Source organism: Arthrobacter sp. RCC_34, assembly GCF_041360795.1.
Classification (GTDB): domain Bacteria; phylum Actinomycetota; class Actinomycetes; order Actinomycetales; family Micrococcaceae; genus Arthrobacter_E.
Map to the genome: position 1 here is coordinate 186407 of NZ_JBFUPW010000002.1, position 20357 is coordinate 206763.

20 protein-coding genes and 2 riboswitches are annotated in these 20357 nt (G+C 69.6%); of the genes, 6 read left to right on the forward strand and 14 right to left on the reverse strand.

From position 1 onward, the window contains the following. Window positions 1–16: 16 nt before the first annotated feature. The 4 genes from AB6732_RS09695 to AB6732_RS09710 all read right to left on the reverse strand — a co-directional run bounded on the left by AB6732_RS09695 (window position 17) and on the right by AB6732_RS09710 (window position 4960). Window positions 17–1405, reverse strand: coding sequence for a YibE/F family protein (locus AB6732_RS09695; RefSeq protein ID WP_370959772.1), 1389 nt, complete (start codon window positions 1403–1405; stop codon window positions 17–19). A gap of 30 nt (window positions 1406–1435) precedes the next feature. Continuing rightward, the gene (locus tag AB6732_RS09700) at window positions 1436–2443 is read right to left on the reverse strand and encodes a GNAT family N-acetyltransferase (RefSeq protein WP_370959773.1); all 1008 of its coding nucleotides are present in this window, start codon (window positions 2441–2443) and stop codon (window positions 1436–1438) included. Between the two features lies 1 nt (window position 2444). Further along, entirely contained in the window at window positions 2445–3830 is a 1386-nt protein-coding gene (locus AB6732_RS09705) for a glycine--tRNA ligase (RefSeq protein WP_370959774.1), read from the reverse strand. Between the two features lie 83 nt (window positions 3831–3913). Further along, window positions 3914–4960, reverse strand: coding sequence for a lactonase family protein (locus AB6732_RS09710; protein ID WP_370959775.1), 1047 nt, complete (start codon window positions 4958–4960; stop codon window positions 3914–3916). A 32-nt stretch (window positions 4961–4992) separates the two neighbouring features. On the opposite strand from AB6732_RS09710, the gene AB6732_RS09715 reads away from it, so the two are divergent. Beyond that, entirely contained in the window at window positions 4993–5232 is a 240-nt protein-coding gene (locus AB6732_RS09715) for an RNA-binding S4 domain-containing protein (protein ID WP_370959776.1), read from the forward strand. Here the strand turns inward: AB6732_RS09715 and AB6732_RS09720 are convergent. Continuing rightward, complete coding sequence (locus AB6732_RS09720; RefSeq protein WP_370959777.1) at window positions 5216–5872, reverse strand: alpha/beta hydrolase; 657 nt, start codon at window positions 5870–5872, stop codon at window positions 5216–5218. The genes AB6732_RS09715 and AB6732_RS09720 overlap by 17 nt on opposite strands. A 105-nt stretch (window positions 5873–5977) precedes the next feature. Between AB6732_RS09720 and AB6732_RS09725 the strand changes: the two genes are divergently transcribed. Beyond that, complete coding sequence (locus AB6732_RS09725) at window positions 5978–6841, forward strand: SGNH/GDSL hydrolase family protein (protein ID WP_370959778.1); 864 nt, start codon at window positions 5978–5980, stop codon at window positions 6839–6841. A 1-nt stretch (window position 6842) separates the two neighbouring features. Here AB6732_RS09725 and AB6732_RS09730 read toward each other — a convergent pair whose 3' ends face one another. The 3 genes from AB6732_RS09730 to AB6732_RS09740 all read right to left on the reverse strand — a co-directional run bounded on the left by AB6732_RS09730 (window position 6843) and on the right by AB6732_RS09740 (window position 10298). Then, window positions 6843–7388, reverse strand: a complete 546-nt coding sequence (locus AB6732_RS09730; protein WP_370959779.1) for a hypothetical protein — start codon at window positions 7386–7388, stop codon at window positions 6843–6845. A 152-nt stretch (window positions 7389–7540) separates the two neighbouring features. After that, entirely contained in the window at window positions 7541–8698 is a 1158-nt protein-coding gene (locus tag AB6732_RS09735; RefSeq protein ID WP_370959780.1) for a homoserine O-acetyltransferase, read from the reverse strand. A gap of 10 nt (window positions 8699–8708) precedes the next feature. Further along, window positions 8709–8823: riboswitch (SAM riboswitch) on the reverse strand. Between the two features lie 155 nt (window positions 8824–8978). Further along, window positions 8979–10298: a bifunctional o-acetylhomoserine/o-acetylserine sulfhydrylase gene (locus tag AB6732_RS09740; protein WP_066215128.1), complete on the reverse strand. Its 1320-nt coding sequence runs from the start codon at window positions 10296–10298 to the stop codon at window positions 8979–8981. Window positions 10299–10396: 98 nt separating this feature from the next. Further along, window positions 10397–10514: riboswitch (SAM riboswitch) on the reverse strand. A 176-nt stretch (window positions 10515–10690) separates the two neighbouring features. Between AB6732_RS09740 and AB6732_RS09745 the strand changes: the two genes are divergently transcribed. The 3 genes from AB6732_RS09745 to AB6732_RS09755 all read left to right on the forward strand — a co-directional run bounded on the left by AB6732_RS09745 (window position 10691) and on the right by AB6732_RS09755 (window position 13858). Next, window positions 10691–11149 (forward strand): hypothetical protein, encoded by a 459-nt coding sequence (locus tag AB6732_RS09745; RefSeq protein WP_370959781.1) that lies wholly within the window; start codon window positions 10691–10693, stop codon window positions 11147–11149. A gap of 212 nt (window positions 11150–11361) precedes the next feature. Continuing rightward, window positions 11362–12000: a VOC family protein gene (locus AB6732_RS09750; RefSeq protein ID WP_066215123.1), complete on the forward strand. Its 639-nt coding sequence runs from the start codon at window positions 11362–11364 to the stop codon at window positions 11998–12000. Window positions 12001–12250: 250 nt separating this feature from the next. Next, window positions 12251–13858 carry a hypothetical protein gene (locus AB6732_RS09755; RefSeq protein WP_370959782.1) on the forward strand — a complete coding sequence of 536 codons (1608 nt, stop codon included), beginning with the start codon at window positions 12251–12253 and terminating at the stop codon, window positions 13856–13858. 37 nt (window positions 13859–13895) lie between these two features. Here the strand turns inward: AB6732_RS09755 and AB6732_RS09760 are convergent, their stop codons facing one another. Further along, a complete protein-coding gene (locus tag AB6732_RS09760) occupies window positions 13896–14720 on the reverse strand; it encodes a CPBP family intramembrane glutamic endopeptidase (protein ID WP_370959783.1) in 825 nt (274 codons plus the stop codon). A gap of 90 nt (window positions 14721–14810) precedes the next feature. On the opposite strand from AB6732_RS09760, the gene AB6732_RS09765 reads away from it, so the two are divergent. Further along, window positions 14811–15491 carry a histidine phosphatase family protein gene (locus AB6732_RS09765; RefSeq protein WP_278268580.1) on the forward strand — a complete coding sequence of 227 codons (681 nt, stop codon included), beginning with the start codon at window positions 14811–14813 and terminating at the stop codon, window positions 15489–15491. Between the two features lie 59 nt (window positions 15492–15550). Here AB6732_RS09765 and AB6732_RS09770 read toward each other — a convergent pair whose 3' ends face one another. The 5 genes from AB6732_RS09770 to AB6732_RS09790 all read right to left on the reverse strand — a co-directional run bounded on the left by AB6732_RS09770 (window position 15551) and on the right by AB6732_RS09790 (window position 20193). Beyond that, on the reverse strand, window positions 15551–16396 hold the full coding sequence (locus AB6732_RS09770) for a DeoR/GlpR family DNA-binding transcription regulator (protein WP_370959784.1): 846 nt from the start codon (window positions 16394–16396) through the stop codon (window positions 15551–15553). Continuing rightward, complete coding sequence (locus AB6732_RS09775; protein WP_370959785.1) at window positions 16393–17241, reverse strand: ketose-bisphosphate aldolase; 849 nt, start codon at window positions 17239–17241, stop codon at window positions 16393–16395. The genes AB6732_RS09770 and AB6732_RS09775 overlap by 4 nt, the downstream gene beginning before the upstream one ends. Continuing rightward, window positions 17238–18233, reverse strand: a complete 996-nt coding sequence (locus tag AB6732_RS09780) for a 1-phosphofructokinase family hexose kinase (RefSeq protein ID WP_370959786.1) — start codon at window positions 18231–18233, stop codon at window positions 17238–17240. Before AB6732_RS09780 ends, AB6732_RS09775 begins: the two co-directional genes overlap by 4 nt. Beyond that, the gene (locus AB6732_RS09785) at window positions 18230–19159 is read right to left on the reverse strand and encodes an ROK family protein (protein ID WP_370959787.1); all 930 of its coding nucleotides are present in this window, start codon (window positions 19157–19159) and stop codon (window positions 18230–18232) included. The genes AB6732_RS09780 and AB6732_RS09785 overlap by 4 nt, the downstream gene beginning before the upstream one ends. Before the next feature lie 119 nt (window positions 19160–19278). Further along, on the reverse strand, window positions 19279–20193 hold the full coding sequence (locus tag AB6732_RS09790) for an SIS domain-containing protein (protein ID WP_066215109.1): 915 nt from the start codon (window positions 20191–20193) through the stop codon (window positions 19279–19281). Window positions 20194–20357 lie beyond the last annotated feature (164 nt).

A 20357-nucleotide genomic window follows, 5' to 3' on the forward strand; every position in this document is an offset into this window, starting at 1 on the left:
CGGGCCGGTACGGGGGCTAGCCTTCCAGGGCGCGGCGTTCGCGGCGCGTGAGGGGCTGTTCGGCGTCGACGGCGTGGCGGTGCAGATTGGTCGCCTTGACCACGAGCACCGCCACGAGCGTCGTGAGCGGGATGGCGAGGACCAGGCCGATCGAGCCGATCAAGGTGCGCACCACTTCCTCGGCCAGCTCGGCGCTCGTCAGGGTGTCCAGGAACGGCCGTTCGTAGAGCATCACGATGATCAAAACCGGCAGCGCGGCGCCCGCATAGGCGAAGGCGATCGTGTAGACGGTGGACGCGATGTGGTCCCGCCCGATCCGCATGGCCGAGGCGAACAGCTTGGGCGCCGAGGTGCCGGGAGAGAATTCGTAGAGCTCCCAGACGGCGGACGCCTGGGTGATGGTCACATCGTTGAGCGCGCCCAGGCTCGCCACGATGAGGCCGCACAGGATGACACTCGAGATCGAAATGGTCCCGCTCGTGTTGACCAGGGTGGACGCCTCGTGGCTGCCGATGCCCAGGAGCTTGGCGGCATCGGTCGCCCACAGTGCCAGGCCGGCGGTGACGAGCAGACCGAAGATCGTGCCGAGGAGCGCGGTGGAGGTTCTGGCCGAGAAACCGTGGGCGAAGTACAGCACCGCGATCAGGATGGCCGTCGACGCCGTGAGCGCGAGCGGCATGGCGGGCTTGCCGTCCACGAGACCCGGCAACAGGAAGAACGCAAGCACCAGATACGCCACGCCCAGCCCGAGCAGGGCGCGGAAACCCCGCCAGCGCGCCACCAGGATCACCACGGCCGCGTACAGCACGGCGAGGATCGCGATGGGCGCCGAGCGGACGAAGTCCACGAACACATAGGCCGGCGCATGCCCGGCCGACGCCCCCTGCACCTGCGAAAGGTTCAGGTAGCGGATGCCGTCACCGGGGTGGACGGAATCCGAGGCGGACACCTCCGGGTTGAACACCACCTGGACCGGCGAACCGCCGGCGTCCGGCTGCGTCACCGCCCAGAAGCAGGACGTCAGACGGCTGGCGCCGGGGGTGGAGCCGCTTTGGCCGGAGCCCTGGGAAGGGCTCGGCGAGGGACTCTGTCCCGAGCCTCCCTGCCCTGAATCCTGCTGCGCATCGGGGGAATTCCCGGAGCAGGACGCCTTGGTGACGCTCATGACCTTGCCCGTGTCGAAGCTGACCCCGGGCGCCGTCGAATACGGCGAGCTCAGGCGCAGGTCCTCATGCTTGCCGGAAGGCCACAGGAGCACCATGCCCAGCACCGTGAGCAGGGCGACCGGCCCCAGGATGGCGGCCAGGATCCACCCGGCCCGCCGCCGTGCCGCCGCCGCTTCCGCGGACGGCGCCACGCCGTCGTCGTGCGAGTGGCCCCCGCCGTGTGAATGTCCGGCACCCATGGGTCCGCTCCGCTCCTGTCGGTTCCGCCGTTACTTGTCGCTGACCACCAGGACGTCCGCACCCAGCTGCCGGGCCCCGCCCGACTCCAGGAGGGGCTCGACGGCGGCGCGCAACGCCGTCATCGAATCGTCCACTTCCAGCACCACGGGGTGCTGGTAGGCGATGAGGGAGAGAAGGTCACGGACCGCTTCGGCCGCGTCCTCGGCGTCCAGGGCGGGGTCGTGGCCCAGGAACACGTCGGTGGCGCCCTCCTGGAGCTCCTCCCCCCTGCCCGGTGCCGCGTAACTGATGGCGAAGGCGCGGATCTTCCCCTTGCGGGTGGGTGACACGGTGCTGCCGAACGCCGACTCCGGCTTGGCCCGGAGCACGATCGCGCCGTGGGCCCCGGAGAGGTCGTCGAGGAAGAGCCGCTGGACCGTGCCCAGGGACAGCTCGCCCGGGTCGTCCCAGGAGTGCACCTCCCGGTAGTAGCGGCCCACCACCTGCGTCAGCTCCACGGATCCCGTGGCGAGATCCATGATGATGTCGCTGCCCGCGTCCTCACCTTCCCCGTCGAACACGGGGAGCTTCAGCGCGCCCGCGGAGACCTCCACGAGGCGTGAGCGCTGGATGGGCTCGAGCCCGGCGGACGCCGCGAATCCGGCGCCGTCGGCGCCCACGGCGACCTTGGACCGGAGAGCCGTCACGCCCGACGGCGAGAGCTCGGCCTCACGGCGCAGCATCACCAGGAGGCTCGAACCGATGCCGTGTCCGCGGTGATCACGGGAGACCTCGATGTAGGACCAGAGCCGTTCGCTGTGCAGGGCGGTCTCGTAGACCACGCCCGCGGCGACCGGGATGGCGACACCGTCCACCACGTCCTCGGCCACGATGCACTGGCGCCACGGCTCACCGTTCGCGGTGTCTCCGTCGATGCTGCCCACGGACGGCGCGAAGGACGCCCGGAACTGCCCCGCCGCGGGGGAATCGGGATCCCCCCACAGCTGGAGCAGTTCCAGGTCGTCGCCTTCCCGCCAGGGACGGTACTGGATGGTCATGCTAGGCGCCCAGCAGCTTTCCGGCCAGGTAGGCCTCCAGCTGATCCAGGGAGACGCGCTCCTGGCTCATGGTGTCGCGTTCGCGGATGGTCACGGCGTTGTCCTCGAGGGTGTCGAAGTCGACGGTGATGCAGAACGGGGTGCCGATCTCGTCCTGGCGGCGGTAGCGGCGGCCGATCGCGCCCGCGTCGTCGAAGTCGATGTTCCAGTGCTTGCGCAGCTTGTCACCGAGTTCGCGGGCCAGCGGGGAGAGCTGCTCGTTGCGGGACAGCGGCAGCACTGCGGCCTTGACCGGAGCCAGGCGCGGGTCCAGCTTCAAGACGGTGCGCTTGTCCACGCCGCCCTTGGAGTTGGGGGCCTCGTCCTCGGTGTAGGCGTCGGCCAGGAAGGCCATCATGGAGCGGGTCAGGCCGAAGGACGGCTCGATCACGTACGGGACGTACCGCTCGCCGGAGGCCTGGTCGAAGTAGGAGAGGTCCTGCTTCGAGTGCTCGATGTGGTTCTTCAGGTCGAAGTCGGTGCGGTTGGCGACACCCATGAGCTCGCCCCAGCCGGAGCCGGCGAAGCCGAACTTGTACTCGATGTCGATGGTGCGGTCCGAGTAGTGCGCACGCTCGCCGTCCGGGACGTCGAAGCGGCGCATGTTCTCCGGGTCGATGCCCAGGTCAACGAACCAGTTCCAGCAGGCCTCGACCCATTCCTCGAACGCCGCCGGGGCGTCCGCCGGCGGGGTGAAGTACTCGATCTCCATCTGCTCGAACTCGCGGGTGCGGAAGATGAAGTTGCCGGGGGTGATCTCGTTGCGGAACGCCTTGCCGACCTGGCCGATGCCGAACGGCGGCTTCTTGCGGGCCGCGGTCACCACATTGGCGAAGTTCACGAAGATGCCCTGGGCCGTCTCGGGGCGCAGGTAGTGCTTGCCGGACTCATCGTCGATGGGGCCGAGGTAGGTCTTCATGAGACCCGAGAAGTTCTGGGGCTCGGTCCACTCACCGCGGGTGCCGCAATCGGGGCACACGATGTCGTCCATGCCGTTCTCCGGGGCGCGGCCCTTCTTCGCCTCGTACGCCTCCAGGAGGTGGTCCTGGCGGTGGCGCTTGTGGCAGGAGAGGCACTCGACCAGCGGGTCGGTGAAGGTGGCGACGTGGCCGGAGGCCTCCCAGACCTTGGACGGGAGGATCACGGAGGAGTCCAGGCCGACCATGTCGGCGCGGCCGCGGACGAAGGTCTGCCACCACTGGCGCTTGATGTTCTCCTTGAGCTCGGCGCCGAGGGGGCCGTAGTCCCACGCGGAGCGCGATCCACCGTAGATCTCACCGGCCTGGAAAACGAATCCGCGCCGCTTGGCGAGGGAGATGACCGAATCGAGGGTGGACTTTGCTGCCATATGAACAACTCCAGGGAAAGCGGGCCGCTGGGTGCGGTCCGGGTGCGGATACTCGTGCCGGTCCCCCGCAGGGGACACACGTCTTAGCCTACCGGCAGCACGTACGTCGGGCTGAATGTCCCCACGCCGCCCACCGGGGTGAGATCACCGTCCGGGCCGGGGACGAACACGCTCAGCCGGTGCCCTCGTTCCGCCGCGACGCACAGGTGCGGGGCGCCGTCGTCGTCGCGCGTCCAGGCCAGGTGACGGGGCCACGCGCCGCCGCAGGCAAGTGTCCGGAGCAGCCGCTCCTCCCCTTCTCCGCGCGCGACGACGGCGAGCGTGTCGCTCCCGCGCACGCCCACCACGAGTGCCCGCTCACCGGAGCCGGGGTGGCCGGTGATCTCGCTCGGATAGGCCTGCTCGTGACCGGGAGCCAACGCCACGGGCGCCCCGGCCAGGGTCCACGTGCCGTCCGCGGCACGGACCGCCCGGTGGAGTGCGGCGTCGAGTTCGCCGACGACCCAGAGCACCACCGCGCCGTCGGCGGCGGGCTCCTCCAGCAGCAGATGCCGCGGCCCGGTGCCGGGCGGGAGGTCCAGCCCGCCCACGAGTTCCGGGCCGTCCTCACCCAGGACGTACTCATCCACCCGGTCCCGGCCGAGGTCCGCCACGAGGAAGCGGTCCTCGCCCAGCGCGAGGGTCGAATGGGCGTGCGGGCCTTCCTGCCGGTCGGCCACGGGACCGGCGCCGACCTGCCCCGCGGCCACCTGCCCCACCGTCCACAAGGGTTCAGCACCCCACGGCTCATCCAAAGGGAGACCGGACACGGTGCCCGAGCCGTAATTGGCCACGAGAAGGAGCCCGCCGGCCACACCGAGGTGGCACGGCGACGATCCGCCGCTGCTCACCCGGGCTTTGACCACGAGGGTCTCCGGGTCCAGCTCGACCACCTGACCGGCGTCGAGCTCCTCCACGGCGAAGAGGCGGCCGCCCGGTCCGCGCAGCAGGAACGACGGGTTGCGCACGCCGGAGCTCGTGGCCAGCACCGTCAGCTCCCCTGCCGCCGGGTCCACCGACACGCGCTGCACCCCCTGGCCACGCCCGGAACCGTCCTCGGTGTAGCTGCCGAGATAGAGAGGGATGGTCATGGTTCCTCCGTGGGGTAGGGCATCATGGGGTTATGACTTCTCCTGAGCCGGACGGCATCGACACCATCGAGATCCGGGATTCGATGATCCGCCTGGGTCAGCTTCTCAAGCTCTCCTCCCTCGCCGACGACGGCGTGGAGGCGACCGAGCTGATCAAGAACGGGCTGGTCAAGGTCAACGGCGATATCGAGGACCGCCGGGGCCGTCAGCTGACGACGGGCGACGTGGTGACGGTCAACGGTCAGAGCGTCCGCGTCATCGCTGCGGGCTGAGCACCTCGAAGCCGAGGAACTCGGCGACATGCCCCACTTCCTGAGGGCTGATGCCGTGCCACACGCCGCTGTACTGCACCTTGGTGGCGCGGGCCTTGCCGAGCAGCCAGGCCGCGGTGAAGTCGATCCGGTCGCGTGGGATCACGGGATCCTGCGGGTCTCGGCCCCAGAAGAACGGCGTGCTGCCGTCGAGCTCCGCGTCCCGGAACCAGTCGGCGCCACCCTCCACGGCGAATCCTGAGAGCCCCACGATCGCCGCGAAGTCCCGCGGGCGCCTGCGCCACATGCTGGTGGCCATCGCCATGCCCATGGAGAACCCGAGCAGGCTCACGGAGCTGAACTCCTCGCGCACGCCGTCCAGCCAGTCGAGCACGTAATCGGTCGCGGCTTTCACGGCGTCGAAGGAGTAGTCGAGGGAACCGGTGAGCGGGAACCAGGTGAAGCCCGGACCCATCGTCAGGGGCGCACGCACGCTCGCGACCACGAATTCTTCGGGGAGCTGATCCGCCAGGCCGAACAGATCGGCTTCGTTGGCGCCGTAGCCGTGCAGGAGGACCAGGAGGGGCCGTCCCTGCCGCTGATCTTCGGGGACGGACCAGAGGACCGTGGGTTCGGGGAAGGCGGGGGCGTCAAGACTCATGGCTCGTATTCTGCCATCACGTCCTGATCGGCCCCGCCGAAGAGGACGGCGCGTTCCGGAAGCTACGGTGGCGTAACCGGGCCACGCAGGGGCATGATGGGAAGAATGAGCGACTCCTCTCAGTTATCTTCAGGGCCAGTATTTCCCGCGCCGGCTTCCTCTCCTCAGGCCCAGGAGCCGGGCGACGGCGGCCACCCGTGGTCCCGGTACGTGGCCCTCGGCGACTCCTTCACGGAGGGCATCGGCGATCCGGAGCCTGCGAGCCCGGGCGGCCACCGTGGCTGGGCGGACCGCGTGGCGGAGGAACTGAGCGCCGGACATCCGGACTTCGCGTACGCCAACCTCGCCATCCGCGGCCGTCTCCTGCAGCAGATCATCGATGAGCAGGTGGACCCCTGCCTGGACCTCAAGCCCGATCTGATCACCATCTCCGCCGGCGGCAACGACCTCATCCGCCCGGGCGGCGATCCCGACGCCCTCGCCAACACGCTGGACGCCGCCGTCGGCCGTCTCGCCTCCGAGGGCGCCACGGTGGTGCTGTTCAACGGCCCGGACACGGTGTCGACCGTGCTGAGCCCGCTCCGCGGCAAGGTGGCCATCTACAACGAGAACCTGCGCACCGTGGCCGCGCGCCATGACGCCGTGATCGCGGACATGTGGTCGCTGCGGCAGCTCGCCGGCTCGCAGTACTGGGACCAGGACCGCCTGCACTTCTCGCCGCTCGGCCACCACACCATCGCCACGATGGTCCTGGACGCCCTGAACGTCCAGCACAATCTGGAACCGCTGTCCCCGAAGCCGATGCCGGAGAAGACCTGGCGCACCGCGCGCACCGAGGACTTCCTGTGGGCCCGCGAGCACCTGTTCCCCTGGGTCCTGCGCCGGCTGCGGCACCAGTCGTCGGGCGATGGCATTCAGCCCAAGCGTCCCGTGGCGGGACCGGTGTTCCTGCCGGGTCAGGAGCTCTGACTCAGGACGCGTCCGGGGCCCGATCCTGGTATTGATCGTCCAGGTCCTGGTCCTGGTCCCGGGGCGCGCCCGGCTTCCGGAACGCGGTCCTCATGTGATCGCTCGTGAGGAAGTCGGCGATGCCGATCATGATGAGGCTGAACACGATCTGCTCGGTCACCATCCACAGCGGATACAGTCCGGGGATCGCGGCCATGACGAGCGTGACCACGGGGAAGATCTGCGCGAAGAGCCGGAGCCGCTGGTAAGCCCAGTACCAGCCCTTGGTCGCGCGCCACGCGAAGTAGAACAGGGTGGCCGTCATCCCGACGACCACCACGGTGCGCATCCAGACGGCGAACGGCACCGGCTCGCCGCTGCTCGACAGCACCAGCGCGACGACGACGGCCCCCACTCCCAGCACGAGCTCCAGCGCCAGGAGCCACAGCACCCACGTGAAGGCTCGCCGTGTCTTCGGATGGATCAGCTGCCGCTCCCCGATGCGGACGCCGGACTGGCGGCCTCCGGCGATGCGGTCGAGTCGGAGCAACAGGTTTTCCAGGGCCATGACGGGATTATCCCATCCGGACCTGCGGAGACCCCCTTCATCGACTGCTCCATAGGATGTCGTTTTCCCCGGATTTCGGGACGGAACGACATCCTATGGAGCAGTCGATGGGTTATGCAGGGCGGGTTGGGGCGGGCGGAGGTAGGCCCGCCTCAGGCGAACAGCGTCCGGCCGAGCAACGCGCCGAGCTGGCCGGCCTCCGTGAGGAAGCCGTCGTGCCCGATCTCCGAGGCGATCCGGTGCACCGTGACGTCGCCGGGCAGCGCGGCCGCCAGGGCCTCCGACTGCCGGGGCAGATACAGCCGGTCGGACTCCACCGCGGCCACGAAGAACTCGACCGGGCTGTCCGCCAGCGCCGCCTCCACTCCCCCGCGGCCCCGGCCGACGTCGTGACTCATGAGCGCTTCCGTCAGGGCGATGTAGCTGTTGGCGTCGAAACGGCGGACGAGCTTGCCGCCCTGATGGTCCAGGTAGCTCTCCACCTGATACCGGCCCCGTTCGGCGAGGGCGGAGGCGCTGAGCGGCGACTCGCCCTCCTGGGGTTTGCGGCTGAAGCGGGCTTCGAGCTCCGCCTCGCTGCGATAGGAGATGTGCGCGATCCGGCGCGCCAGGGCCAGTCCCGCCTCGGGCGCCGGGCCGTCGTAGTAGTCGCCGTCCCGGAAGGCCGGGTCCTGGCGGATGGCGAGGGTCTGCGCCTGGGCCAGGGCGATCTGCTCGGCGGTGCTGTGGGCGCCGACCGCGATCACGGCGCATTTCCGGACCCGCTGCGGGAAACCCGCCGCCCATTCCAGCGCGCGAGCGCCGCCCATGGAGCCACCGACCACCGCGAACCACTGCCGGATGCCCAGCTGATCCGCGAGCCGCGCCTCGGCGACCGCCGCGTCGCGGAGCGTGATGAACGGGAACCGGGAACCCCACGGTTTGCCATCGGGGGCGGGGCTGGACGGCCCCGTGCTGCCGTTGCAGCCGCCGATGATGTTCACGGCCACCACGAAGAACCGGTCCGTGTCGATCGCGTGGCCCGGACCGACCAGGCCGTCCCACCAGCCTTCCTCGTCCGTGTCCCCCTGCGCGACGTGCGCGCTTCCTGTGAGGGCGTGCTGGATCAGAACGGCGTTGCCGGCGTCCGGCGCGAGTGTCCCCCAGGTCTCGTACGCGAGGGTGACGTCCGGCAGCTTCCCGCCGGCCTCCAGCTCCAGCGGCCCGACGACGGCGGTGCGCTGCACACCGTGGCGTTCGCCGGCGTCGCGCTCCTCGCGGGTGGTGGTGTCCCGCGCAGTGGACAGTGGACGGGATGCAGCGATGGTCATGGGGCCTCTATTCCTGAGTTTGCCCGCGCCGGCCGGCGCTGGGCCGAGTCTTCACCCGGGGCACCCCACCGCAGGAGGAGGGTTGCCGGCCAGCGAACCGGGGTTTGGCGCTGGCACTCGTGACTCTCGGACCAGTGTAAAGGATCGGGAGAGGCCGTTTCTGAAGATGACGCTTCATGAGACGGCCTCTCAGGATTTATGTTCGCCCAGGAGGCGGCGAGGGCCGCGCATTCCGAAGAATGCGCGGCCCTGTGGATGTCCCGCGGATGTCCCGAAGGGCTCAGACCGCAGCCTTGGCGGCCCGGAAACCGGCGTCCAGATCGGCCAGGATGTCATCGATGTGCTCGATGCCCACGGCGAGACGGACCAGGCCCGGGGTGACGCCCGCGGCGCGCTGTCCGGCCTCGCTGAGCTGGGCGTGCGTGGTGGACGCGGGGTGGATGACGAGGGAACGCACATCACCCAGGTTCGCCACATGCGAGTGGAGTTCCAGCGCGTCCACGAACGCCTTGCCGGCTTCGAGCCCGCCCGCGATCTCGAACGCCACCACGGCGCCGATGCCGTTGGGGCCGTACTTGCGTCCCCGCTCGTACCACGGGCTGCTCGGCAGGCCTGCGTAGGCGACGCGTTCGACGTCGTCGCGCGCCTCCAGGAATTCAGCCACCTTCAGCGCGTTCTCCACGTGGCGCTCGACGCGGAGGCTCAGCGTCTCAAGACCCTGCGCGATGAGGAACGCGTTGAACGGGCTGACGGCGGATCCGAGGTCACGCAGCAGCTGCACGCGGGCCTTCAGGATGTAGCTGAGGTTGGCGCCCAGCGCACCGTCCGCGCCGAGGTCACGGGCGTAGACGAGTCCGTTGTAGCTCTCGTCCGGGGTGTTGAAGCCCGGGAACTTCTCCGGGTCCGCGCCGAAGTCGAACTTGCCGGAGTCCACGATCACGCCGGCGATCGCGCTGCCGTGGCCGCCCAGGTACTTGGTGGCCGAATGCACCACGATGTCCGCGCCCCACTCGAGAGGCCGGATGAGGTACGGGGTGGCAAGGGTGTTGTCCACGATCAGCGGGACGCCGGATTCGTGCGCCACGGAGGCCACGCCCTCGATGTCCAGGATGTCCTGCCGCGGGTTGGAGACCACCTCGGCGAAGAAGAGCTTGGTGTTCGGCCGCACGGCGGCGCGCCAGTGGTCCAGATTGTCCGGATCCTCGACGAAAGTGACCTCGATGCCGAACTTCTTCAGGGTGTTGGCCAGCAGGTTGTAGGTGCCGCCGTACAGGCTGGGGCTGGCCACCACGTGGTCGCCCGCCTCCGCGACGTTGAGGATGGCGAACGTCTCCGCGGCCTGGCCGGAGCTGAGCAGCAGGGCCGCCAGACCGCCTTCGAGACTGGCGATGCGCTGCTCGACGGCATCCTGCGTCGGGTTGCCGATGCGGGTGTAGATGGGCGCCAGCTCGGCGAGCGCGAAGCGGTTGGCGGCGCTCTCGGCACTCGGGAACACGAAGGACGTGGTCTGGTAGATCGGCAGGGCCCGCGCGCCGGTGACGGCGTCCGGCTCCTGTCCGACATGGATCTGGCGGGTTTCGAAGGACCAGTTGTTGGTCATGGCTTTCCTTAGATTTCAAGGGCCAGGAACGGTCTCCCCCACCATCGCGGCGTCAGCCTTCCTGAAGGAGAACCTGAAGGGAAAGAGACGGCGCCCACGGCCCGCGCTTGCGTGCCGGCGTGCATGCCGACCCGCCTGGTCTTCACCCGGGGCACCCCGCCGCGGACGGAGGGTTGCCGGCCAGCAAGCCGGGGCTCGATGCTGGCACTCATGACCTGCAACTCAGGGTAGGGGGACGGACGGAGCGCGGAAAAGGGGGCGCGTCACAGAACGTCCCAGAGGCCGCCGGCTGCGACGGGCAGGGCGGATGGGGAGGTCTGCCCATTCCCCTCCTCAGCGCGGTGGGGTTGACTTTGGACCATCACTCACCCGCACCATCGAGGAGTTTCATCATGGGGATTCAGACACATCAGGCACGGCGGTTCGGCCGGCGCCTCCTGGCGACCGCAGCCGCCGCCGGGCTCGCCCTGGCGGGCCTGCTGGCCTCGAGCGCTCCGGCGTCCGCCGGGACGCTGGAACAGCACGGCCAGGTCGTGAAGCAATGTTCCGGGATCAAGAAGAAAACCTATGCGGTGGCCGGAACCACCGCCACCATCCAGTACTGGTACTCCACCAACAACGGCGGCACGGCCTGCGCCATGCTCTACGACAACAAGGCCGGCGCCACCAACCTCCAGCTCAACATCGCCACGAGCTCGGTGTACTCCCACGACCACGGGATCTACGAGTACTACGCCGGCGGGGTCCAGCTCACGAACATGAGGGGCAAGTGCGTCGGCATCGCGGCCAATGTGTACAACAGGGCCGGGGACAAGGTCCTGGGCTACCGCCACGTCAGGGTCTGCGACTGAGCAAGCTCTGCAACTGCTCTGCAGGGCATCCCCAGCCAGGGACCTCTGCCGCCGGCCCAGCCGCTCCAGCACACCCTGAGCGCGCATTCCGGGCCCAGACACCCGGGCCCGGAACCGGGGATTTTCGCGCGGGCTCCCCGGGATCCGCCGCCGCCGCGTGACTTAGGTAACCCTAAGCTGAGTGCCTACTCACAAAGTGCAAGGATGATGCCATGCGCATGGATCACGTTTCTTACGCTTGTGAACGCGATGGCCTGGAGGCCACGGCGGAGCGCATTTCTGCCGCTCTTGGACTGCACGCGGTGCGCGGTGGGGTACACCCCCGTTTCGGCACCCGCAACATGATCTTCCCCTTGGCCGACCACAAATATCTTGAGGTCGTGGAAGTCCTGGACCACCCCGCTTCGGACAAGGCGCCGTTCGGCCAGGCCGTGCGGGCCCGCTCCGCGATGGGCGGTGGGTGGATGGGCTGGTGCGTCGCCGTGGACGACCTGGCCCCCTTCGAATCACGTCTGGGCCGTGAGGCCGTCCCCGGGAACCGCAAGTTCCCCGACGGCCGCGAGCTCATCTGGAAGCAGATCGGCATCCTAGGTCTCATCGCCGACCCGCAGGTGCCGTACATGCTCAAGTGGGAGGGTGATTCCACCCTCCACCCGTCGCTCGTGTACCCGAGCGACGTCCGGGTCTCCAGCCTCACCATCGCCGGTTCCGCGGAACGCGTGACCGAGTGGCTCGGTGAGGAAGTGGAGAACCCGCTGGAGGATGTCGCCGTGGAGTGGATCGCTCCGCACGGCACCCCCGGCATCATGTCCGTGACCTTTGAAACGGCGAACGGCTCCGTGACCCTCTGAGGCTCGCCCGCTCATGCCGCCTGAAGGCCGTCGTCTCCGCATCGCCCGGGGCGGCGGCCTTCGTCGTACCCTGCTCCGCCACTCTGTGCGTCACGCCCGCTGTCAGGGCGGCCCGTGTTCAGTACGATGAGTCCACCAGCGACGGCGCCACGCGCCGACGAGGGCGGCTCCCCGGAGGTCCGGGGAGCTGCCCACTGATCACGCCACGCTCACCGGCGCGGCGTGGTGTCAGAGCCCAGAGGGAGGGCCCATGAAGAGAACATCACTCGCAGCCGCACTCGCACTGCTGACCGTGCTGGTCACGTCCTGCACTCCCGACGGCGGGCAGCCCGCGCCGTCACCGTCGCCGACGCAGCGGGTCGTCCCGGCCGGCAACCCCGACCGCGACCAAGCCGCCGTCCGACGTCAGCTGGCCGCCGTCGATCCCTGCGCTTTGCTCGAGCCCCGCATCACCGCCGGCTTCGGCCAGAGGCCCGGGCTCGTCAGCACCACCCCGTTCGACTGCCGGGTCCAGGATGAGGGCGTGCAGGCCGTGAGCTACGCGGACAGCACCGCCTCCCAGCGGCACGGTCAGGAGCGGCTCGACCTCGGTGGCGTGGTGGCCTACCGCTCCACCAAGGCGACCGGCCGATGCACGATCAGCCTGCCCGTCGACTTCGACCACGCCATCACCCTCGCCCAGGATCCGACAGGCGCCTACGACTGCACACAGCCCGAGGCGTACGCCAAGGCCGTCGCTCCTCGCCTGCGGGACGATCCGGCGTCGTTCGCACGGAAGGACCCCCGGCCCGGAGTCTCCGTATGCGATGCCCTGTCCTCGGCCCTCGGCCCGCTCCCGACCGGGCAGGCCCTGGCGCCACGGAAGGCCTTCGCCAGCAGCCTCGCCGAATGCGGAGTCTGGCGGGACGCGGCGACCTCGGGCGGTGCGCCCGTCTACACCCGGCAGGCCCTCACGCTGGCCTACCGGCAGCCCCTGGCGGAACTGCGCACCGGGGGCGGCTGGCAGGACAGCGAGGTGCGGCCGATCGCGGGGACCGATGTCCTGTTCTGGAAGGATTCCGGAGCCGGCTGCACGCTCCTCTGGGACGCCTGGCCGAACCAGACGCCCGTGCGCGACCGTGTCGTCCAGGCGCAGGCCGAGGCGGCGACGTGCGCCGACGCCTCCGCGCTCGCGCAGAAGCTCATTCCCGTGCTCGCCAAGGCCGCGCCGCAGACCCTGGCGAAGACGGCCCTCGTGTACTCGGCGACGGAGCCGGACCTCGCTGCGGTCGGGGCGTGCTCCCACGTCGTGGACCAGGACCTCCGGAAGTGCGCGCCCGCCACGGGCGCCGCCGCGCCCTCGGACCCGCGGCAGACGGTCGCGCACGGCGCGGCGGATGCCGACACCCTGTGCACGGCCGCGGCCCCGACGGTCCGGAGGATCGCAGGGTCGACGCTGGAGGCAGTCACCGCCGTCCCGCCGGGCGACGGAGTGCTCAACTCCGGGATCCTCCCGGTGCTGTGCGAATTCGTCGAGCCGAGCCACAGTGTGGTGGTGCGGATCGGCGCCGTGACGGATCTGGCGCTGAACAGCAAGCTGCTCCTCACGCAGACCCGCACCGCCCGCGACACCGACTTCGCCGGGCATGCGGCCAAGACCAGCTCCCGGGAGGCGCTCCGCGGCGCGCCGGACACCCGGAGGACCGCCCTGATCGCGGACACCACGCAAGATGCCCCGGGCCTGCTGCTGGTCGAGATGTCGGCCCTGCCGGACCGCGGCCAGGGCACGGGCACGGTGTCACCGACGGCCCGGGAGCGCTTGAACGGCTTCGACAACCTGGCCACGGCGCTCAGCAAGGAACTGCTCGGCGCCCGCTGACGGCACGGGCACCCGTGCCCGGGCCGGGCGCCCGCGCCTAGCCCAGCCCGATCGCCTTGCCGAACAGGTCGTAGCCCACGAACGCCCCGACATCGAGCAGGGCATGCGCCACCACGAGCGGCATCACGCGCCGCCATTTCAGGTACACCCAGCCGAACACCAGCCCCATCACCACATTGCCGAGGAACGGCCCGAACCCCTGGTACAGGTGGTAGCTGCCCCGGAGCAGGGCGCTGGCCAGCACGATCCAGAGCGGTGAGAAGCGCAGCTGCCCGAGCCGCCGGAACAGGTAGCCGACCACCAGGGTCTCCTCCAGGACACCGTGCCGGATGCCCGACAGCACCAGGACCGGCACCGTCCACCAGTGGGCGTCCAGGGCGGCCGGTATGATCGCCGTCGTGACGCCGAGCGCCCGTCCCGCGGCGTACAGCGCCAGCGTCCCCGCTCCAAGGCCGACCGCGAGCGCCAGGCCGGTCCCGGCGTCGCGCACCGGATGCGCGAGGTCGAAGCCCATCCCCCGCCAGGGCTTCCGCCCGGCGACGCCGCGCCACGGCAGGAAGGTGGCGAGGAGGTAGAAGGCGAGCAGCACCGGCACCAGCGAGAACACGATGTCCAGCAGCTGATACAGCAGATCGAAGAACTCCCGCTGATTCCGGGAGGGGTTCAGGGTGGACGTCGCGGAGGAGAGCGGGCCGCGGCTCAGCTTGTCGGCGAGCTGCACCACCGAGTACACCGCGGACTGCCCCAGGGACAGCCCCAGCACGAGCGCGATCTCCCACCAGAGGCGCCGGCGTCGCCGCTCGTCCGCAAGAGGCTCCCAGTCCAGGGACGACGACGGCGGGGGCGGCTTCAGGCGCGGCATGTCACCACTGTAGTGACGCGTCGCGGACACGCGCACACTCCGCCGATCCCGCGGCGTCCCGTGGCCCGGCGGTGCGCCTAAGCTGGGCCTATGAGTGCGCCGCAGCAAATCATCATGATCCGGCACGGGCAGTCGGCGGCCAATGTGGACACCGGGATCTACAACCGGGTCCCGGACTACCGGATCCCGCTCACCGAGCTCGGAGTGGAACAGGCCCGCCAGGCGGGCGAGAAGATCCGCCGGCAGCTGGACGGCCAGCAGGTCTGCGTCTACGTCTCCCCGTACCTGAGGGCCTATCAGACGCTGGACGCCCTGGGACTGGGCGATCTGACCGAGCGCGTCATCGAGGAACCGCGTCTCCGGGAGCAGGACTGGGCGAACTTCCAGATCGCCGGCGACATCGCGGACCAGAAGGAGCTCCGGAACGCGTACGGCCACTTCTTCTACCGGTTCCGTGAGGGCGAGTCCGGGTCGGACGTCTACGACCGCATCTCCAGCTTCATGGAGACCCTGTACCGCCACTGGTCCAAGCCGAGCTACGCCCCCAACGCGCTCCTGGTCACGCACGGCCTCACCATGCGCCTGTTCTGCATGCGCTGGTTCCACTGGTCCGTCGAGTACTTCGAGTCGCTCAACAACCCGGGCAACGCCGAGATCCGCACCCTCATCCGCGAGGAGCACGGCAAGTACCGGCTGGACGCGCCGTTCAGCCAGTGGACGCAATGCCGCGAGACGGCGACCGTCCTGGACGCGCCGCCGCTGCACTTCTGAGGCGCGCCCACACGTTGTGAGACGCGCCGGCCGCCGCCAGACCCGAGGGCGATCCGGCCCTAGTGGACCGTCTCCTCCTCGGTCGGGACCGACGACGCGTGCCGGTGATCCGCAACGCCGTCCCGGGCCACGAGCACCTTGGTCCCACGGTCCTGGAACGCCTTGAGATCCTTGGCGGTGATCCCCTCGTCCGTGATGAGATTGCGCATCTGGAAGCCGTGCATCGTGGCGAAGGCCCTCTTGCCGATCTTCGAGGAGTCGGCCAGGATGTAGCCCTCCAGCGCCCGCTTGGCCATGAGCGAGTTCACCTGGGCTTCGCCCTCGTCGTTGATGGTGGGGCCGAGGATCGGGTCCACCCCGTTGACGCCGATGAACGCGATGTCCAGCGCGACCTTCTGCATGATGGTGTCCGTGAACGGTCCCACGAGTTCGTAGGAGCGCGGATTCAGGATGCCGCCGGTGACCATGATCTTGATGTTCGGGCGCACGGCGAGCTGCGACGCGATGTTGATGGCATTCGTGACCACGGTCAGCGTCGGCCGGTTGGACGGGGCATTGAGGTCGTCGCGGGTGGCCAGGACCTGCGCCAGGGCCGTGCTCGTGGTGCCGCCGCCCAGGCCCACCACCATGTACGGCTCCACCAGCGAGGACGCGGCGAGGGCGATCTGCTGCTTCGCCTCGGCGTTGTCATCGCGGTTGTAGCGGCCGGGCAGATCATAGGAGACCGAGCCCGTCGTGGCGCCGCCGCGGGTGCGGCTCAGGAGGCGCTGCTTGGCCAGCGAGTCCAGATCACGCCGAGCCGTGGCGGGAGAGACCCCCAGCTGGGTGACGATGTCCTCCACCTCGATCTGGCCACGCTCGGCCAGGAGGTCGAGGATCGCCGTCAATCGGTCTGTCCGGTTCATGAAGTACGCTCCGCAGTGTCGAAGAGAGTCAGAAGCCGGGCCACTTCTGGAATCAGTGCGGCCCGCCCTGCCCCCAGGTATTTCCGGGAATCCACAATATCCGGATGAGCTTCAAGGTACTCGCGCACAGCCCGTGTGAAGAAACCATTAAGGTGTGTCGACACGTTGATCTTCGTCATGCCCGCACGGATCGCCGCCTGGATGTTCGCGTCGGAGACGCCGGAGGAGCCGTGCAGCACGAGGGGGACGTCCAGCGCAGCATGCAGTGCTGCGATGCGTTCCAGGTTCAGCTGGGCGTCGCGGCTGGTCATCGCGTGCGAGGATCCGACGGCGACGGCCAGGGCGTCGACGCCGGTGGCCGCCACGAAGTCCCTGGCCTCCTGCGGGTCGGTCAGCACGCCGGGCGCGTGAGCCCCGTCCTTCCCTCCGACCTTGCCGAGCTCCGCCTCGACGTAGACGCCCGCGGCGTGCGCGTACTCCCGCACGCGAGCGGTCGAGGCGACGTTCTCCTCATAGTCGAGGTGCGCGCCGTCGTACATGATGGAGCCGAAGCCGAGGTCGACCGCCTGCCGCGCCAGATCCTCACTCTCGGCATGGTCCAAGTGCACGGCGAGGTCGACGCCGGCGGCGCGGGCCGCGGACAGGGTCGCGAGGGCGATGGGCTCCAGCCCGCCGTGGTACTTCGCGCAGTTCTCCGAGATCTGGAGGATGAGGGGCAGGCCTGCCTCCTCGGCCCCGGCGATGAGGCCTTCCACGGTTTCCAGGTGGATGACGTTGAACGCGCCCTGACCGCTCCCCCGCCCTGTGGCGCGGTCCATGATGGTGTGGGTGCTGACCAGGCTCATGCAAGTTCCTCCAGGGTGATGATCAGGTGTTGTTCCAGTTCGGTGTGCCGGGACGAGATCTCGCCCGCCCCGGGCATCAGGACCGCGGCCGCCGACCAGGACGTGGCGCGCCGCAGCAGGTCTTCGGGGTCGTCCAGGCCCTCGGCGAGCGCCGTCGCCAGGGCGGAGACCGCGGCGTCCCCCGCCCCGGTCGGATTGCCGCGCAGGGGTTCCGCGAGCCGGGCCCGCCAGCTGTGCCGAGGGTGGTCCGTGGAGAAGAGCCGCATGCCCTCGCTGCCGGAACTCACCACCACCGTGCGGGCGCCCAGTTCGAGGAGGCGCCGCGCCGCCGTGGGGAGATCGTCGCCGTCGAACGCTTCGAGCAGTTCATGGTGATTGGGCTTCAGCACGTCGGCGCCGGCACGCGCGGCGGCCAGGATGCCGGGGCCCGAGGTGTCAATGATGGCCGGGACACCGTGCTGGTGCGCGAGCGTCACCAGGGCCGGATAGAAGTCGCCGGGCGCCCCGGGCGGCAGGCTGCCGGACCCCACCAGGACCGCCGCGTCCTGCAGGGAGTCGACGACGGCGGCCGCAAGCCGCTGCCAGTCGGCGGCGGCCAGGGCGTGCCCGCTTTCGTTGAAGATGGTGGTGTCGCCGAGCGTCTCCTCGACGAAGGCCATGCTCCGCCGGGTCTCAGCCTCGACCGGGACCAGTCGGTGCGGGACCCCACTGGCTTCCAGCTCCTCGGCGAAGACCTCTCCGGTGGCGCCGCCGACCGGGGCGATGGCCAGCGTCGAGCGGCCCTGCTGATGGGCGACCCGCGAGACATTGAGTCCCTTGCCACCTGCGCGGGCCAAGGGCGGAGCGACGCGGTGGCTGGCCCCGTGCTCGATCCGCTCCAGGAAGTAACTCGTGTCCAGTGCCGGGTTCGGGGTGACGGTGACGACGCGGCCCGACGAGTTCCGCGAGTCCCGCGGGTCCGGCGCGTCCGGTGTCAGCAATGCGTCGCTCACGGCAACCGCACCTCCAGAAGACGGGCGCGTGCTTTCAGCGCCGAGCCGAGCATCCCGGCGTCCTGACCGAGTGACGCGGCGCGGATGACCGGGCGGCGCTGGAAGTCGAGGGCGTGATCCACGGCGTGGCGCAGCGGATCCAGCAGGGCCTCTCCGGCGGCGGAGAGGCCGCCGCCGATCACGACGGCCTCCGTTCCCAGGATCGAGACGCACTGGCAGATGCTGAACGCGAGCGCCTCCACCGCCTCGTTCCAGATCCTGAGAGCCTCGGGCTCGCCGGTGAGCGCCCGTTCGAGGACTTCACGGGCCCCGTCCACCGGGGTGCCGGTGAGCCGGACGTAGCGCTTGGCGATGGCCCCTGCGCTGCCGACCGATTCCAGGATGACACTGCCCTGACCCTCGGGGTCCGGCACCATGGAGTGCCCGATCTCGCCTGCGAAGCCGCCGGCCGAGACGGCGCGGCCACCCGTGAAGATCGCCGCGGCGATGCCGGTGCCCACCACCATGACCATGGCATCCTGGAATTCGCGGGCCGCGCCGAGCTCCATCTCGGCCGCACCCGCGCTGGAGACATCGTGGCCGAACGCGACCGGCATGCCGAGCATCTCCTCCGCCCGCTCACGGAAGGGGAAGTTCCGCCAGCCCAGATTGGCCGAGTAGATCCCGATCCCATGGGCCTCGTCCACGAGTCCGGGCACCGTGATCCCGACCGCTTCGAACGTTCCGACCGGGTACTGCCGGCTGTACTCGGCGAAGAGGTCGGCGATCCGCTCGAGGATGGCCTCCCCCGGACGGTCCGGGTCCAGCGGCGTCTTGTGCCGCCGCAGGGCGAGCACCGAGCCCGCGGCGTTGACGACCCCGGACTTCATGTCCGTGCCGCCCACGTCGAAGGCAAGTACCCCTGCGTCCGCGAATCCCAGTGCCATGCTTCCTGCCCGTCCGTCTTCCGACCGTACTGTCCTGCTGTTACTGCGGGGCCCGTGGAGGCCATCCCCGACGGCCCGCGCACCGGGGCGCACGGGCCATGGGACTCAATCCTCAGGCCTCAGGCCTCGTCGAGGATGACCGACCGCGTGAGGTTGCGCGGCAGGTCCGGGTTCAGGCCGCGGACGCGCGCACGCTCCAGCGTCACGCGGTGCACCCGGGCCAGATCGGCGAGGGGGTGCAGGCCCGAGGTGATGTACAGCGCGCCGGTCTTGGCGACGTCGGCGGCCAGGCCCTCCGGCTCCTCGCCGAACAGCCAGGTGACGCGGTTCGGGGCGGCGATGGAGATCGGGCCGTGACGGTACTCCATGGCCGGGTAGGACTCGGTCCAGCCCTGCACGGCCTCGCGCATCTTCAGGCCGGCCTCATGCGCCAGGCCCACGGTCCAGCCGCGCCCGAGGAAGGTGAACTGCTCGGCGTCGAGGAGTTCCTGGGACACCGGGGCGCTCACGGCGTCCTTCGCCTGTTCGATCGCCACGTCGAAGCTCTCGCCCAGGCTCGTCAGCAGGTACACGAGGGCGGTGGTGGCGAAGCGGGTCTGCACCACGGACTGCTCGTCCGCATACGGAAGGCCGATGACGACGTCGGCCAGGTCCACGATCGGCGAGTTGATGTCGCCGATGAGCGCGATCGTCCGGACCTTGCCCTTGAGCTGCGCCAGGACTTCCAGCACCTCGGTGGTGGTGCCGGAGCGGGTGATCGCGACGACGGCGTCATAGCCGCGCTCCGGGCTGTTGCTGTTCAGGAACGCCTCCGACGCTGCGAAGGCGTCCGTGACGCCGTGGCCTGCCGCTTCACGAGCGGTGGCGTAACTCTGCGCCATGAACCAGGAGGTGCCGCAGCCGATGACGGCGATCTTCTGGCCCTTGGCCGGCAGCAGCCCTTCCTCGCGGCTCTGCGCCTGCGCCTGCGCCCAGACCTGGGGCTGCGAGCTGAGTTCCTCGTCCATGTAGGCGCCGAGCACGGGCTCCGTCATCGTTGACTCCTTCTCTGTGGTGTCTCTGTGGTGATCGTCGGTCGGAACGAACCCCGGCATGAGTGGTAATCACCCCACTCATGATCAAACATGCGTGGACCGGGGTTCAATCAATCAGTTTTACGCTACTGCATCGACGCGGAAACGTCCACAGAACGCGCATA